This is a genomic window from Parabacteroides chinchillae, from assembly GCF_900108035.1.
In the GTDB taxonomy this organism is placed as follows: Bacteria; Bacteroidota; Bacteroidia; order Bacteroidales; family Tannerellaceae; genus Parabacteroides; species Parabacteroides chinchillae.
Genome location: NZ_FNVS01000001.1, coordinates 342,646 through 358,239 on the forward strand (window position 1 = coordinate 342,646; position 15,594 = coordinate 358,239).

Consider the following 15,594-nt stretch of genomic DNA (forward strand, 5'->3'; position numbering starts at 1 on the left):
GGCAATATTTCTTACATATCATCTATATTTGCACATGCTTTTGAAATAAAATGACAGTATTTACCTAAATGAATGAGACAATACTGAACGGACTACTAAATCTGTTTGCCATTTTTGCATCGTTGGCAAGAATTGGGACGGAACAAGCACGCCAAGCTGTACACACTTATCTTTCCAGCCATTTCGGAATCCGTTCACACAAAGAATATATCGAATTATACGACGAGTTGCAAAGTGTATATAATGATCCTGATTTTGATATCGATAAGGAAAATGTAATTATTAATGTATGCACGCAACTAAAACCTAAGTTAATGGCAGAAGAACAAATATTGCTGTTACTCAGGTTTATGGAATTTGCCCATAGTAACAGCGAAGGATTCGCCGATAATCTATCCGTTTTCAGAAAGATCTCCTCGATATTCAACATCAGTTCAGAAGAATATGATACGCTACTCGCATTCGTAACCGGTAGTTACTCACCCTATATACTGACAATTAGCAATGACCCGCTTTCTAACAATGACAATCACATACAGCGTAAAGGGTTGGAAGGTGAAATACGCGTATTGCAGTTATCCGGTTTCGACAGACTGATTTTCACCTATTATGGAAACAGCCAGGTATTTATGAATGACATACCTGCCACTGCCGGCATATTCTACAGTTGGCAACGAAGCAGTGTCATCAAAAGTCCGTTATTTCTTCCGGTTTATTATAGCGACGTACAAGAAGCATTCAACCGAAACGAACATAACGAACATATCGTGCTGGCCGGACGCGATATTGATTTCCATTTTAAAAACAGCGAAAACGGATTGCATAATTTCTCATTCAACCTCGAATCCGGACAATTAGTGGCCATTATGGGAGGAAGTGGGGTTGGTAAATCCACCCTGCTCAGTATCCTTAACGGGAACATCATTCCTCAGCAAGGTTCTATCTGTTTGAACGGACATCCTTTGAGTGATGAGAATTGTAAGCGACTGATAGGTTTTGTGCCTCAGGATGATTTATTGATTGAAGAATTAACCGTATTCCAAAATCTCTGGTACACGGCAAAGCTATGTTTTGCCAATCTGAATGACAAAAAGATAGAAGAAAAAGTAAACTCTATTCTCAATGATTTGGATTTATTGAAAATCAAATCATTGGAAGTAGGCTCTCCTATACGGAAAACAATCAGCGGAGGACAACGGAAACGATTAAACATCGCATTGGAGTTAATACGTGAACCGGCAATCTTATATTTAGATGAACCCACATCCGGGCTTTCGTCTTCCGATTCGGAAAAAGTGATGATGCTTTTAAAAGAACAGACACACCGGGGGAGATTAGTTGTTGTGAACATCCATCAGCCATCGTCAGAGATATATAAATTGTTTGACCGTCTATGGTTGCTCGACACAGGAGGTTATCCTATTTACGATGGAAACCCGATTGAAGCCATCACATACTTTAAACGAGTTGCCAATTACACAGACCAGGACATCAGTGTCTGCAGTACATGCGGTAACGTAAATCCCGAATTGATTCTGAACATTATAGATGCCAAAAAGATCGACGACACGGGTAATCAAACAAATATCCGCAAACTGACAGCAAAAGAATGGCACGAACTCTATTTAGCATCCAGACCGGAATTCAACAGTCCCCAGGTTCTGCCTTTACCTCCAAACAGACAGCAAAAGCCGTCCGCCTGGAAGCAATTTCTCATTTTCCTGGAAAGAAATATTAAAACCAAACTGACAAACAAGCAATACTTATGCATTGCTTTGCTGGAAGCTCCGTTGCTTGCCGTAATTGTGGCTTTGCTCACCCGCTACGAGACAGATGAAGGCTACACTTTGCTTACCAATAAAAACTTGGTAACTTACCTGTTCATGTCTGTTATTGTTGCCACATTTATCGGAATGAGTATTAGTGCGGAAGAAATAATAAAAGACAAGACATTGTTGAAAAGGGAACGCTTCTTACGGTTAAGCCGTCCAAGCTATCTCATTTCCAAGATGTTTTTCCTGTTCTGTATATCTGCCATACAAAGTCTCTTGTTTATTTTGGTAGGAAATACACTGATTGGGATCGGATGGGAAATGTTTTTTATCTGGTGGATCATCCTGTGGGCAACCTCTTTCCTTGCGAACCTGACAGGATTAATCTTATCACAAACACTAAACACAATTGTAGCCATATACATTACGATCCCGCTTCTGCTTATCCCGCAAATATTGTTATGCGGGCTAGTCGTTAAGTTCGATGATTTAAGTAAACAGGCTGCCAACCGCAACATCGTGCCGCTTATCGGAGAAATCATACCTTCCCGCTGGGCATTTGAAGCATTGGCTGTTGAGCAATTCTGCGACAATGCGTATAATCAATCCTTATTCTATATTGAAAAAGAGAAATTTATCTCACAGTATTATCAGAACATCCATTTACCGGAAGTAAGAAATTTAGTACAACAAACAGAGTTATCCGATAGTGGAAAAAAAGACAAGATAAAAACCATTGAAAACGAATTGTTAGTTCTAGGGCGAGCAGCCAGAATAGAACCATATTCATCAAAAGACAGCTACAATGCCTATTTAAATAAAGCAGAAAAAGCATTGAAAACAAGATCAGACAATTTCACCGCTTTATTAGGTAAAGTTCAAAGAGAAATTATTAATGAGAAAGGAGCCGACTGGTTCGCCAACCTTAAAAAGGAGCATCACAATGAAGCATTGGAAGAGCTGGTACTGAATACAACAAGCAACCGGCTTTACAAAGAAGCCCATCATAGAATTTATCCGAAAATAGGACAAATATACATGGAACCTGACAATAATTGGGGACGCGCACCATTCTACAGCTATGAGAAAAAAGTAGCCGGAATCCTGTTTTCTACTTTTTCGTTTAATTTATTAATGTTAGTAATCTTTGGTTTATTGGTAATTATATCTATCTTCGCAGAGTTTCCAGGCAAGTATTTAAACAAGAACAACGACTATTAAAGACATATATAAAATTATTAAATTGATATCATTATGAAGAAGAGTTTTGTAAGTCTGCTAACCGTGGCAGCATTTTTATTCGGAATGGCTTCTTGTAATAGCAGTGCAAAGAAAGCTGAAGCCGAAGCTCAGACAGAACAAGAGGCTGTTATAGCCGGAGAAGTCTCAAAAAACCTGCTTACCGAAGAACTTAAAGTAGAAGTTTCCCAGTTTCTTAAAGACATGCCCGAATCTGATTTAGCTTACAAACTGGCAACCGGAGAAGTAACGGTATCTGTTGCCAATACAGATTTTATGTTGCCCGTAAGCAAAGCTTCAGAACTGACAACACAGGCTCAGAAAGCGCGCGCATGCGGTATGTACTTTGCAGATCTGAATATTCTGAAAGCAATGAAAAAGCCGACGACTGACGTTGAAAACGTTTTAGTAAAGCTGACTACAGACCTGAATATTCCATTCGTTATCGATATCATGAAAGAATCTGCTCCTGCCAATGCAAGCAAGGAAGAAGTTAATGCTTTTATGAAGGCTCAGGAAGATAAACTGATCGATGCTATGATGGAAAACGACAAAGCAGACATCGAAATCGAACTATTAGGCGGAATGTCGGTTGAATATGCTTATTTATTAGCTAATCCGGGCTTAGTTGTAAAGGGCGACGCTATCTCTGCAGGTTTAAGCGACAATATGATCAAACGTCTGGATACACTACAGCAGATTGTAGGCGATTTATCTAAGTATTATCCTGATTTGAGCCAACTGGGTGAAACTATTGCTCCGCTGAAAGAAATGGTAGTTTCTGTAAATGCTGCTCGTGCCGCTCAAAAAGACATCGAAGCTATGCGTACCAACTTATTGAAGTAAGTCTATAGCTAATTACACAATATCAGGGAAGCCGGTTGAGATTCAGCCGGCTTTCTTTATTTACGGCACTTTACCAACACCTTCACGCCGTCCGCCAGCGTAGTGGCAAAAAGATAGACCTCACCGCCATCGGCTATTTTTGTCCGCATACGGAGTTCGGCTACGGATAGAGGGAAATTGCGCACTGTGATATTGGCTTGCGGGATCGTTTTAGACAGCGCCTTACATTGTTTATTACTGAACGGTATCACCTCATCCACCACAAAACGGCGGCCGGGGAAATCGTCCCTAAGGTTATCCGACGTATATAAATGGCTACTTGCATGCAGCTTCTCCAGTCCAAAGCGGAAAGCTGTCATCCGGAACGCACCAGCTTTCAGTATCGAGGCATTCGGTTCATATAAATAGTGCTTTACCCGATCCGCCTGATACAGGTTCACACCCCGCTCGTCATGCCACGCATATGAGAACAATTCTTTCCGTCCGCTACCTGCAAAATTTACACAAACGATCTGCGGACTATCCTTTTTATTTTCTCTCTCCACTACAAAAAGCAACTCTTTGCATTCATTCTTTACTGAAATAACATGCACTTCTGTAGTTCCGGGAAGCAAATCCAACGTAAACTGAATATCCGCCATAGGAGACAGTTTGGCAATCACCTTCGGAGCACGTTCAAGCAAGGACGGCAACAACTTTGGCAAATCAGGCTCGCAATCGGGCAAGGCAAACACCCGCTTATTACTCTCTCCACGCCGGGCAGGGTCGATATAAAAGACATCCGCCGGAGGCAATTGCAATAAATATTCGGCAATGTCGGCATTAATAACCTCTATATTATCGGCTCCCAATACTTCAAAGTTATGCTTTGCCACCTCACAGTAGGCGGCAAAACGTTCTATATAGGTAAGTTTCTTCACCTTCCGGGAGAAGAAATAACTATCTATTCCTAATCCACCTGTTAAATCGCACAAACATTCACTTGCTTCTACCAGCTCTTGTTTATACGAAGCCGTAAGCTCGGACGAACATTGTTCGACAGCTATCCGAGCAGGAAATAGCAATTCATCATTCTCATACCACGAAGGCAACTTTTCACGTATCTGTCTGCGTGCTGCTATTTGTTCTATCAAAAAGGGAACATTCTGCGCGGAATACTTAGACGCAGACAACAACAAGCGCGACAGATCATCTGCCGCATGCTCCCGGATAAATTGTTTCTGTTTTTCATTCAACTTCATTGTGCAACCTCTCCTTCCAGACGTTTCAGTGCATTCTGTGCAAATTCATATCCATCCGCCGCCGATAATTTATATAAACGTATGGCTTCGTCCATATCTTTCTCCACTCCTTTTCCAAATTCGTACATATCCGCCAGATTGCCCATAGCCCACGTATCACCCTGAACTGCAGACAAACTATACAAACGGAAAGCTTCGTTCATATCCGCAGCAACACCCCGCCCATATTCATACATAACTCCCAGAACAGACTGAGCACGCTTGTCACCCTGCATAGCTGCCTTTTTATACCATTTAGCTGCCAGGATATAGTTTTGAGCAACTTCTTTCCCTGCATCGTATGTCAATCCTAATTCATATTGGGCATCCATGTCTCCGGTGTTGGCCTTATACATCAATTCCTGCAACCCGGCAGAAATCGCACCGCAGGTAAGAACCTGAACATTCATAGTACATGGATTAGTGCCGCCGTATTCCAACTCCCGAATGCATTTTCTTGCGAGAAGATCAACATCCAGTTCCTTTGCGAAGCAAGACAAACGACATGTATCTTCGCACACTCTTCCACCGCCGCAACTATTATATATAGGACTTACACAAACATAGTAGTCTCCTCCCTGCCGGATGGACTTTATAAGACACGTCAACTGAGACAAATCTATCTCTTCTATGTCCAGAATATTTGAAAACAGATGAAGGCTTGTCTGTCTTTCGGGGAAGTCTTCTTTGCATAAATCTTCTATATATTTACAAACCGTCCGAACCTCTGCATCCGGGAAAAAGAGACGTGCATGCAAAGCTGCCCGCTTCAAAGAAAGTTCCGATGGTTCTATCAAAGTTATTGAAGTAACGTTTGCCGCAAGCCCATTCAATTGCAAGTAATCGGCATAAGCCATTACTTCCAGTCCCTGTCCGCATCCCCAAGCTACAATATCCACCTTATTTTCCCAGAATATGGGAGGTAGCTGATCAAAGGCGTAGTTCAGTTTTGCCAGATGCATCTTTCCATACGAATAAAGATAATAGGCAAGAAGTATTTCCGAGCCGAGCATATCTCGTCCGTTCCCCAGACGTCTGTAAAGATCAGCCTTATCTTCTTCGCTCAGTTTGCCTACAAAATCCACCACCAACTGGCGAACCTTGTCAAAAGTAGGTCTGCCTATCGTTCGCAGCATATAGGCATAAACCGTATTCTCTTCCAATAGCAATTGTGCATCCATGTCCCTCTCATTTGCGTTTAACGTCCGGTAATCGTTTCCGAATACGGATTTTGCTGATGACAACGCCAGTTTGCCAGCGCCTTCTCCTTCGAACTGTTAGCATAGCAGTAGGCACAAAGATGCGGACAGGTATTATACTCTCCGATATCTTTACTGGTAATACACCCGCAATGCAGGCGTTGTCCTTTATCTTTATTGTCTCTTGTTTTTCGTATTATATCCTCCGGATGAAACAGATCGCCCGGAATACACTCCACCCCCAAATGCTCCATCAACACTTTATCCTCCGAGAAGTAGCGAATCATCAGATCATCGTCTACACACTTATTCTGATATATATCATAATCTTCTTCCAAAGATATTTCTTCTGCACAGGTAGCCACATCATAGTTCCACTTTTCATTCAGAAGATGAACGCCTTTGGCAAAACAAAGCATATCCGCTTCGGTAAATTCGCGGTAGAGAAAGCCCTCACGATCCAGATTGGCCGCGACTTTCCGGTAGACCGAAATATCGGCATAACTAAACACCAGCTTGTCAGTATATCCATGCAATTGGTTGCCAACCACGCGTACACGCTCCAACAAATCATCTACATCCATCCGGTCGGATAAAACCAATGGATCAAAACGCCAGATCACTTTTCCTTTTCCCAGCACATCCGTCAAACTGCGAAACGTGGCAATACGTTCTTCCAGTGAAGGCAAATGAGGTTCCAGGCCGCTTCCTTCATAATTATTTAAGGTGAACTGTATGTAACAATGTATGCCTCTCCGTCTTAATTCCTCCAGATACGGCAACAACGGAGCCGGGTTCTTCGACCAGAAAACAATTACCCGCACGTCCCGGTAAGACACGTACGACCGTACGCCATTGAATGGATTCATCCAGGCGGAATATCCCTTTTGCAAACGACTGAAGAACCAATCCGTGTAAAAAGCCGGAATATCTGTCGCCCGGCTGGCAGACACGATTACGGGAGCCAGCGCATCCGCCGTTTCCCCATTCTCCAATCTTATTTTCACCTTATTCCATGCCATCCTATCCTGGTCATTACAACAGTTGTAAATACAAAAGTAATCTTTTTATTACTTTTGTACGCTATTTATTTGCCTTCAAGTTAGTAAAGCCGTATATCTTTTTCATTCCCCCAGATATGTTTTCCCCGGACAAAACTTTTGTTTCATCAGGGAGAAACTTTTGTTTCGTCCTAATAAAACTTTTAAGACATTTAATAAACCAGGAAGAGAGTTGACTGACCAAGCAAGACATTCCCGTACTTCAAAGAACGATACGGCAAATCATTTCTGATATAACCATAGAACCTATCGAATAAGAACCTGAACTATTTGGTAATTCCAAAAATAGTTTGGATATTTGTATCTGTACATCAGCTTATTTTGAAGATGAAAACGACAGCCGAATATATATCCATCCTGAAAGAATACATGCAGCAAAATGCAGGCAAGTACGGCATTTCGCACATGGGAATATTTGGATCCGTAGCACGAGGAGAACAAAAAGAAGGGAGCGATGTAGATATTTATTACCAGGCAGATAATACTCCTACTCTATCAATTATAGGTCAAATCCAAAATGACTTGGAAAGACTGCTGGAACGCCCTGTAGATCTTGTACGCATCAGAGATAAGATGAATAAATTATTGCTAAAAGAAATACAAGATGAAGGAATTGCAATACAATAAAGAATGGGTTATCGATACATTGAATAACATCGATATATCCATCAATCATGTTCTAAGACGTACATCTTCCCTCAGCTCTGTTAACGACTTTCTGGAAACACCTTCAGGTATAGATTTACTGGACAGCGTTTGCATGCGCCTTCAGGTTATAGGTGAAATGGTTAAGAACCTCGATAAAATAACCGAACAGAAATTATTAATACAATATCCTGAAATAAACTGGAAAAGCATTATGAGAATGAGAGACATCATTTCTCACCACTATTTTGAAATTGATGCCGAAGTTATTTTCGAGAGCATTAAGCAAGACATTCCCGTACTTCAAAGAACGATACGGCAAATCATTTCTGATAATTCTACTGCAAATATCTAAATATAATATTGTATATTTGTCCTTTGGTTTACGACCGGTAAACTGTATATATATTAACAATCAAGTTTAATTCTATTTAAGTAAATGGGAAGAGTATTAGTTATTGGTGCTGGAGGCGTAAGTACCGTTGCTGTTAAGAAAATAGCGATGAATGCAGATGTCTTTACCGACATTATGGTAGCAAGCCGTACGAAAAGTAAATGCGACAAGATTGCTGCAGATATTAAAAATGTAAAGGTACAGACAGCACAAGTGGATGCAGACAACGTGGAAGAACTCGTTGCCCTGTTCAACTCCTTCAAACCTGATTTGGTTGTAAACCTGGCGCTGCCTTACCAAGACCTCTCCATCATGGATGCTTGTCTGGCTTACGGCGTCAGCTACCTCGACACGGCCAACTACGAACCGCTGGATGAGGCTAAATATGAATACAGCTGGCAATGGGCTTATAAGAAACGCTTTGAAGAAGCTGGCCTGACCGCTATTCTGGGATGCGGTTTCGATCCGGGCGTGACAGGCGTATATACAGCTTACGCAGCCAAGCATCATTTCAAAGAAATGCAATATCTGGATATAGTAGACTGCAATGCCGGAGATCATCACAAGGCATTTGCCACTAACTTCAATCCGGAGATCAATATCCGCGAAATTACCCAGCGTGGTAAGTTCTACGAAAACGGAGAATGGAAAGAAACAGATCCGTTATCCGTGCATAAGGCATTAAACTATCCGGAAGTAGGACCCAAGGAATCATACCTGATGTATCACGAAGAACTGGAAAGTCTGGTTAAGAACTTCCCTACTATCAAACGCGCCCGCTTCTGGATGACCTTCGGACAGGAATATCTTACCCACCTGCGCGTGATACAGAATATCGGCATGGATAGTATAAAACCAATCTTGTATAACGGTGTGGAGATCGTTCCTATTCAGTTCCTGAAAGCCGTATTGCCTAATCCTGGAGATTTGGGAGAAAATTATACAGGACAGACTTCTATCGGTTGCCGTATTCGCGGTATCGGTAAAGACGGCAACGAGATTACCTACTACGTATATAATAACTGCAGCCACGAAGCCGCCTACAAAGAAACAGGCGCACAAGGCGTAAGCTACACTACCGGCGTACCGGCTATGATCGGAGCCAAATTGTTTATGCAAGGCCTGTGGAAAAAGCCGGGCGTATGGAACGTAGAAGAATTCAATCCGGATCCATTCATGAAGGAACTGAATGAGCAAGGATTACCTTGGCACGAACAATTCAATATTGATCTGGAACTATAAGAATGAGTGTTCTAAGAAAACTATATTATTCGTTCACACCATCCATGCGTCTGACGGCACGGCGTATCTATTACTATCCGGTGGATTTATGCGATACTATTTTGCGTAAACGGGAAGATATGATACCCCCAAAAGGCATGGTGTTTATCGGATCGGGCGACTTTAAAAAGCAAGGCCTCCATTTGATGGATCTGCTGATTAAATACGCAAGATTGAAACCGGACGGACAAGTGCTCGACATTGGTTGCGGCATAGGGCGCCTGGCCGTACCTCTTACCGGCTATCTGAATAAAAAAGGGTCATACGAGGGATTTGACATTGTAAAAAAAGGAATAGATTGGTGTAATAAACATATTTCATCCCGTTTCCCTAACTTCAGATTCCTGCATATCGACCTGAAGAATGATTTATATAACCTGCAAACAGACAATGAGGCGAAGCACTTTGTCTTTCCATACAGGGACAAGCTGTTCGATTGTATTGTACTGACTTCTGTATTCACGCATATGATACCGGAAGATGTAGACAATTACTTAGGGCAGATAGCTAGGGTAATGAAACCGGAGGGAAAATGCCTGGTAACTTTCTTCCTGCTGAATCCGGCCATCGAAAAGCAGATGCAGGAAGGAAAGGCTAAATTTGACTTCTGCCACCGGCATAAAGGTTACAGCCTGATGGATAAAAAGGTGAAAGAAGCGAATATAGCGTTTGACGAATCGTATCTGTCCGCAATGCTGGACAAAAACGGACTGAAAGCCGAAGCAATCCATTACGGAGGCTGGTCGGGGGTGGAACCGAACCCGCTGGACTTTCAGGATGTTATTATATTAACCGTAAAATAATATAAAACATGGCTATACAGATAGGAGACAAAGCCCCCGAAATACTGGGCAAAGATCAGAATGGAAAAGAACTAAAACTAAGCGATTTCAAAGGAAAGAAGCTGGCACTCTATTTCTATCCGAAAGATAACACATCCGGTTGCACTGCCGAAGCATGCAGCCTGAGAGACGGTTATAAAGATTTACAAGCTGCCGGATACGAAGTAATCGGTGTAAGTAAAGACAGTGCAAAATCGCATCAGGGATTTATAGAAAAGCAGGACTTGCCTTTCAGCCTGATAGCCGATACCGACACCACATTGCAAGAACAGTTCGGTGTATGGGCAGAAAAGAAAATGTACGGACGTTCATACATGGGAACACTGCGTACTACCTTCATTATCGACGAAAACGGAGTGGTGACAAATATCATCGGACCGAAGGAGGTGCAAACAAAAGACCATGCAAATCAAATCCTTAAACTTAAATAAGGGATGGCAAAAGAAGAACAAGACAAAGAAAAGGAAACTCAGATTGATTTTGAGAAGAAACAGAATGCTGCCGGAAAAGCGGCTCCTAATGCAGACAAGTTAAAAGCGCTTCGTGCAGCAATGGATAAGATTGAAAAGAACTTTGGTAAAGGTTCTATCATGAAGTTAGGCGAAGAAAGTATTGAAAACGTAGAAGTAATACCAACCGGTTCTATTGCTTTAGATGCAGCCCTGGGCGTAGGTGGTTATCCGAAAGGACGTGTTATTGAAATATATGGCCCGGAATCTTCTGGTAAAACCACTTTAGCAATCCACGCCATTGCCGAAGCACAAAAAGCAGGCGGTATTGCTGCGTTTATTGATGCCGAACATGCTTTCGATCGTTTTTATGCTGAGAAATTAGGGGTTGATGTAGAAAATCTCTGGATTTCTCAACCGGACAATGGAGAGCAGGCATTGGAAATTGCCGAACAACTGATTCGTTCGTCTGCCGTAGATATTGTAGTAATAGACTCTGTTGCCGCTCTTACACCTAAAGCAGAGCTGGAAGGCGATATGGGTGACAGCAAGATGGGATTGCAGGCACGTTTGATGTCTCAGGCTTTGCGTAAGCTAACCGGAGCTATCAGCAAAACAAATACGACATGTATCTTCATTAACCAGTTGCGTGATAAGATAGGCGTTATGTTTGGTAACCCGGAAACAACTACAGGTGGTAACGCATTAAAGTTCTACGCATCCGTACGTCTGGATATCCGGAGCATTGGCAAATTAAAAGACGGTGATGAAGTAAAAGGTAACCAGGTTCGTGTAAAAGTAGTAAAAAACAAAGTTGCGCCTCCATTCCGCAAAGCAGAGTTCGACATCATGTTCGGTGAGGGAATCTCACGTTCTGGCGAAATCATTGATTTGGGCGCAGAACTGAACATCATTAAGAAAAGCGGTGCATGGTATAGTTACGGAGACACCAAGTTGGGACAAGGACGCGATGCTGCCAAGCAATGCGTTTCCGATAATCCAGAATTGGCGGAAGAACTGTCCGGTTTGATATTTAATGCGTTAAAGGATAAAAACTAATAACAGGTGACGAATAAAGACAAATACCGTCTGCTCTGTACCACAGAGAAAAACATCCCCATCTTTTCACGGGATTGGTGGCTGGATGCTGTCTGTGGAGAAGCAAACTGGGATGTCTTATTAATAGAACAAAAGGGGCGGATGCAGGCAGCACTGCCCCTTTATATTCCTCATCGTGGCATCATTTCCATGCCTCCCTATACACAAACAATGGGACCCTGGTTTGCTAAGGCATCCGAAGATACCAAATACACAACCGAGTTAGGGAGACGCCAAACTCTATGCAAAACATTTACAGAAGCACTGAAGGCTTATCCTCATTTTCTTCAGAATTTTAATTATGAAATAACTGACTGGCTTCCTTTTTATTGGGATGGTTATAAACAAACAACAAGATACACCTATCTCCTATCTGATCTGGCCGATTTAGATAAGATATGGGATAACATGAGTGCAAACACCCGGAGGAATATCCAGAAAGCAAAGGATAAACACCAAATTACCGTCAAAAAAGGAATACCGGCCGAAGAGTTTCTGAAGGTACAGGATATGACATTTCAACGGCAGCAAACCTCAAATCCGGTAGATAAAGAAGTCTTGATGGATTTAATTTCCGTTTGCAGAGAAAGAGAACAAGGAGATATCTGGGGCGGATACGACGAAAGCGGTCAACTGCATGCAGCAGCCTTTGTTGTATGGCAGAATAATTCAGCTTACTACATTGCCGGAGGAGGTAATCCTGACTTACGGGAATCAGGCGCCCACAGTCTGATACTCTGGGAATGTATACGTTATACATCATTATACAGCACAAGGTTTGACTTTGAAGGTTCTATGCTACCCGGTGTAGAACGTTTCTTCCGGGAATTTGGTGCCATTCAAATGCCATTCTTCACAATAACCAAGGGAAAATTAAGTTTATTATATAGAGCCTGGCTAAAGCTGGGACGGATAATAAAACGGTAAGCCATGGTTAAAAGTCCGGAGATAGAATATATAATCAGCTTTATGATCGGTGGTAACCAAGCGGAAACGTTTGGTAGCCTGGTAGGTTATACCTCCGATCGCAATAAGTTCCATCATTATAAGGTTGTAATTATTCCTTCGCCGTTTTTCAATGAAGACGTTTACGGAACCCAGGCATCTATGCCATCCTTTCCGTTACAAGAAATAGAAGGAGTTCCTTTACTTTTCGGATCATCCAAAACGGAATGGTATGGCGAAACATGGGTTGTTCATGCAGATATTGTAGCCAGCGCCTATTTTCTTCTTACGCGTTATGAAGAAATAAGGAAAAGAAATATACGGGATGCTCACGGGCGTTTTCCCGGTAAGGAATCAATTCCCTGCAAAGCAGGTTTTATTCATCGTCCTATTGTGGATGAATACGGAAAGCTCCTCCGTCAATGGTTACGCCAGACCTACATCAAAGTGCCGGAACCGGAAGCCTGTATCAATAAAATATGGCTTACGCATGACGTGGATGTCCCATTTTTCTGCCGCACATTACACAGCTTTATGCGTGAAACCATAAAAGGTGACGGATTTTTGAAAGCATGCAAATACGTACATGCACCTTTAACATCCGATCCGTATTATACTTTCCCCTGGCTACTGGAAAGGGATGCAAGCGTACAAGACAGCGTTGGAAAAACACAATGTGAATCCGTTTACTTCTTCAAAGCCGGAGGAAAAACAATATATGATAAGCCCAACTATTGTCTTTTCTCGAAGGATATAAAAGAATTATTTAAATTATGTCAAGCCAAAGAAGCCCAAATAGGCTTACACAGCAGCTATGAAGCCGGCATAAAACCTTCACTTATCCGGCGGGAGCAAGAACTATTAAAGAGAGCTACAGGTGAGGCTATTTTCTACAACAGGCATCACTTTCTTAATGCACGAGAACCGGAAGACCTGGACTGGTTGGAAAGAACCGGAATAACGGACGACTTTACCATAGGCTATGCAGATGTAGCCGGTTTCCGTTTAGGGACCTGCCGTCCGGTATCATGGATCAATCCGATCAATAAGCGCATATCTTCGCTCACGCTTCATCCGCTAAGTATTATGGATTGCAGCTTGAGTGAACCGCAATATATGGGGATGAGCTATGAAGAGGCATTGGCCTATTGCCTGCAAATCATAGAACAAGTCCGGCAGGCTAACGGAGAACTGGTATTGCTCTGGCACAATGATACCATTTCAACCCATCAGAAAAAACCAGTGACGGTAAACTGGCAAAAAGAACTTTATCATACGCTTACAGAAGAATTAAAAAGAATATGAAAATATTAATATTCTGTGATATGTTTCCTCCGGCCTTTGCACCCAGGATGGGTTATTTATGCAAATACATGAAACGCAATGGTTGGGAACCGGTTGTAATAACTGAATATATTCCGGATAATACATTTGAATTTCTGGCAGGAAATACGGAGGTTACTTATGTCCGTTATTATCATGCAAGTAATAAATTAATTAAGCAACTAGAATGGTTATTTATTTTTATCATGGATGTTTGTTTCCATTATAAAGAACGCAAAATGATAAAAGTAGCCCGCGAATTACTCAGCAAAGATAAATATGACGGAGTATTATGCAGCGCATACCGCACATTTCCTCTGCCGGCTGCTCAAAAAGTGGCAAGCCTGTATAATATTCCTTTTATAGCAGACACGCGAGACATCATAGAACAGTATGCCTCAAACGAATACATATCCCGCTCTTTTCACACATTTAACTGGCTGGATAAACAAATAACCCGTCTCTATCGCTGGCATCTGTTAAAAAGAAGAAACATAGCCCTCCATGCAGCGGATTATATCACAACAGTTTCACCCTGGCATGTAGAGAGAATGAAGCAATTCAACAAAAATGTCAAGCTTATATATAATGGATATGATCCGGAGATATTCTTTCCCAAACAAGTACACACAACACAGTTTCGTATCACTTATACCGGGCGTTTACTCAGTTTAGCAATACGCAACCCCCAATTATTATTTGAAGCTATTAATAAATTATCCCGGGAAAATACAATATGTCCGGAAACATTCCGTGTTTCCTGGTATATTGATAAGTCTTCTCAAAATATTATCGAAGAGGAAGCGAAAAAACATGATGTAATTCAATACATGGATTATCATGGCTACGTTCCGGCTTCGGAAATTCCGGACATACTAAACAACAGCTCCGTATTATTGCAATTAGCCAACAAAACATCGGCCAAAGGGCCAAAAGGCATTATGACAACAAAGCTTTTCGAAGCATTTGCCGTAGAAAAACCCGTTTTATGCGTCCGTAGCGATGAAAGCTATCTGGAAGAAACCATCAACAAAGTACATGCCGGTATTGCAGCAAAAACATCTGAAGAAGTATATGCATTTCTACAATACCATTATGACGAATGGAAAAAGAAAGGTTATACGACTTCTCTCATAAACAGAGAAGCACTATCGGTTTTTTCCCGTTGCAAACAAGCTGAACAGTTTATGGAATTGTTTAAGCAAATTAAAAGATAAATG

14 protein-coding genes are annotated in these 15,594 nt (G+C 41.8%); 11 read left to right on the top strand and 3 right to left on the bottom strand.

Annotation, left to right across the window (positions count from 1 at the left end; translation table 11 throughout):
- Positions 1-68: 68 nt before the first annotated feature.
- Both C4S38_RS01335 and C4S38_RS01340 read left to right on the top strand, forming a co-directional pair.
- Complete coding sequence (locus C4S38_RS01335) at positions 69-2,993, top strand: ATP-binding cassette domain-containing protein (RefSeq protein WP_103982222.1); 2,925 nt, start codon at positions 69-71, stop codon at positions 2,991-2,993.
- Positions 2,994-3,026: 33 nt separating this feature from the next.
- Entirely contained in the window at positions 3,027-3,857 is an 831-nt protein-coding gene (locus tag C4S38_RS01340; protein WP_103982223.1) for a hypothetical protein, read from the top strand.
- Positions 3,858-3,913: 56 nt separating this feature from the next.
- On the opposite strand, the gene C4S38_RS01345 is transcribed toward C4S38_RS01340, so the two are convergent.
- The 3 genes from C4S38_RS01345 to C4S38_RS01355 are packed head-to-tail and all read right to left on the bottom strand — an operon-like array spanning position 3,914 to position 7,358.
- Entirely contained in the window at positions 3,914-5,098 is a 1,185-nt protein-coding gene (locus C4S38_RS01345; RefSeq protein ID WP_103982224.1) for a THUMP-like domain-containing protein, read from the bottom strand.
- The gene (locus tag C4S38_RS01350) at positions 5,095-6,318 is read right to left on the bottom strand and encodes a tetratricopeptide repeat protein (protein ID WP_103982225.1); all 1,224 of its coding nucleotides are present in this window, start codon (positions 6,316-6,318) and stop codon (positions 5,095-5,097) included. Before C4S38_RS01350 ends, C4S38_RS01345 begins: the two co-directional genes overlap by 4 nt.
- A gap of 17 nt (positions 6,319-6,335) precedes the next feature.
- A complete protein-coding gene (locus tag C4S38_RS01355) occupies positions 6,336-7,358 on the bottom strand; it encodes a DUF1848 domain-containing protein (protein ID WP_103982226.1) in 1,023 nt (340 codons plus the stop codon).
- Between the two features lie 366 nt (positions 7,359-7,724).
- Here C4S38_RS01355 and C4S38_RS01360 point away from each other — a divergent pair, with 366 nt between their 5' ends.
- The 9 genes from C4S38_RS01360 to C4S38_RS01400 all read left to right on the top strand — a co-directional run bounded on the left by C4S38_RS01360 (position 7,725) and on the right by C4S38_RS01400 (position 15,591).
- Entirely contained in the window at positions 7,725-8,024 is a 300-nt protein-coding gene (locus C4S38_RS01360; RefSeq protein ID WP_103982319.1) for a nucleotidyltransferase family protein, read from the top strand.
- Entirely contained in the window at positions 8,002-8,397 is a 396-nt protein-coding gene (locus tag C4S38_RS01365; RefSeq protein WP_103982227.1) for a HepT-like ribonuclease domain-containing protein, read from the top strand. Before C4S38_RS01360 ends, C4S38_RS01365 begins: the two co-directional genes overlap by 23 nt.
- Before the next feature lie 84 nt (positions 8,398-8,481).
- Positions 8,482-9,678: a saccharopine dehydrogenase family protein gene (locus C4S38_RS01370; protein ID WP_099465074.1), complete on the top strand. Its 1,197-nt coding sequence runs from the start codon at positions 8,482-8,484 to the stop codon at positions 9,676-9,678.
- Positions 9,679-9,680: 2 nt separating this feature from the next.
- A complete protein-coding gene (locus tag C4S38_RS01375) occupies positions 9,681-10,520 on the top strand; it encodes a class I SAM-dependent methyltransferase (protein ID WP_103982228.1) in 840 nt (279 codons plus the stop codon).
- An 8-nt stretch (positions 10,521-10,528) separates the two neighbouring features.
- Positions 10,529-10,990: a thioredoxin-dependent thiol peroxidase gene (gene bcp / locus C4S38_RS01380; protein ID WP_103982229.1), complete on the top strand. Its 462-nt coding sequence runs from the start codon at positions 10,529-10,531 to the stop codon at positions 10,988-10,990.
- Between the two features lie 3 nt (positions 10,991-10,993).
- Positions 10,994-12,067: a recombinase RecA gene (gene recA / locus C4S38_RS01385; RefSeq protein WP_262497695.1), complete on the top strand. Its 1,074-nt coding sequence runs from the start codon at positions 10,994-10,996 to the stop codon at positions 12,065-12,067.
- Positions 12,068-12,073: 6 nt separating this feature from the next.
- Positions 12,074-13,033: a GNAT family N-acetyltransferase gene (locus C4S38_RS01390; RefSeq protein ID WP_103982230.1), complete on the top strand. Its 960-nt coding sequence runs from the start codon at positions 12,074-12,076 to the stop codon at positions 13,031-13,033.
- 3 nt (positions 13,034-13,036) lie between these two features.
- A complete protein-coding gene (locus tag C4S38_RS01395; RefSeq protein WP_103982231.1) occupies positions 13,037-14,356 on the top strand; it encodes a polysaccharide deacetylase family protein in 1,320 nt (439 codons plus the stop codon).
- Positions 14,353-15,591, top strand: coding sequence for a glycosyltransferase (locus C4S38_RS01400; protein ID WP_103982232.1), 1,239 nt, complete (start codon positions 14,353-14,355; stop codon positions 15,589-15,591). The genes C4S38_RS01395 and C4S38_RS01400 overlap by 4 nt, the downstream gene beginning before the upstream one ends.
- Positions 15,592-15,594: the final 3 nt, after the last annotated feature.

What these genes read in the sequence shown, in the direction of transcription:
- C4S38_RS01370 (WP_099465074.1), top strand. Translation starts at nt 8,482, where the DNA reads ATGGGAAGAGTATTAGTTATTGGTGCTGGAGGCGTAAGTACCGTTGCT.
- C4S38_RS01335 (WP_103982222.1), top strand. Translation starts at nt 69, where the DNA reads ATGAATGAGACAATACTGAACGGACTACTAAATCTGTTTGCCATTTTT.
- C4S38_RS01345 (WP_103982224.1), bottom strand. Translation starts at nt 5,098, where the DNA reads ATGAAGTTGAATGAAAAACAGAAACAATTTATCCGGGAGCATGCGGCA.
- C4S38_RS01340 (WP_103982223.1), top strand. Translation starts at nt 3,027, where the DNA reads ATGAAGAAGAGTTTTGTAAGTCTGCTAACCGTGGCAGCATTTTTATTC.
- C4S38_RS01365 (WP_103982227.1), top strand. Translation starts at nt 8,002, where the DNA reads ATGAAGGAATTGCAATACAATAAAGAATGGGTTATCGATACATTGAAT.
- C4S38_RS01360 (WP_103982319.1), top strand. Translation starts at nt 7,725, where the DNA reads ATGAAAACGACAGCCGAATATATATCCATCCTGAAAGAATACATGCAG.
- C4S38_RS01400 (WP_103982232.1), top strand. Translation starts at nt 14,353, where the DNA reads ATGAAAATATTAATATTCTGTGATATGTTTCCTCCGGCCTTTGCACCC.
- recA (WP_262497695.1), top strand. Translation starts at nt 10,994, where the DNA reads ATGGCAAAAGAAGAACAAGACAAAGAAAAGGAAACTCAGATTGATTTT.
- C4S38_RS01355 (WP_103982226.1), bottom strand. Translation starts at nt 7,358, where the DNA reads ATGGCATGGAATAAGGTGAAAATAAGATTGGAGAATGGGGAAACGGCG.
- bcp (WP_103982229.1), top strand. Translation starts at nt 10,529, where the DNA reads ATGGCTATACAGATAGGAGACAAAGCCCCCGAAATACTGGGCAAAGAT.
- C4S38_RS01350 (WP_103982225.1), bottom strand. Translation starts at nt 6,318, where the DNA reads ATGGATGCACAATTGCTATTGGAAGAGAATACGGTTTATGCCTATATG.
- C4S38_RS01395 (WP_103982231.1), top strand. Translation starts at nt 13,037, where the DNA reads ATGGTTAAAAGTCCGGAGATAGAATATATAATCAGCTTTATGATCGGT.
- C4S38_RS01375 (WP_103982228.1), top strand. Translation starts at nt 9,681, where the DNA reads ATGAGTGTTCTAAGAAAACTATATTATTCGTTCACACCATCCATGCGT.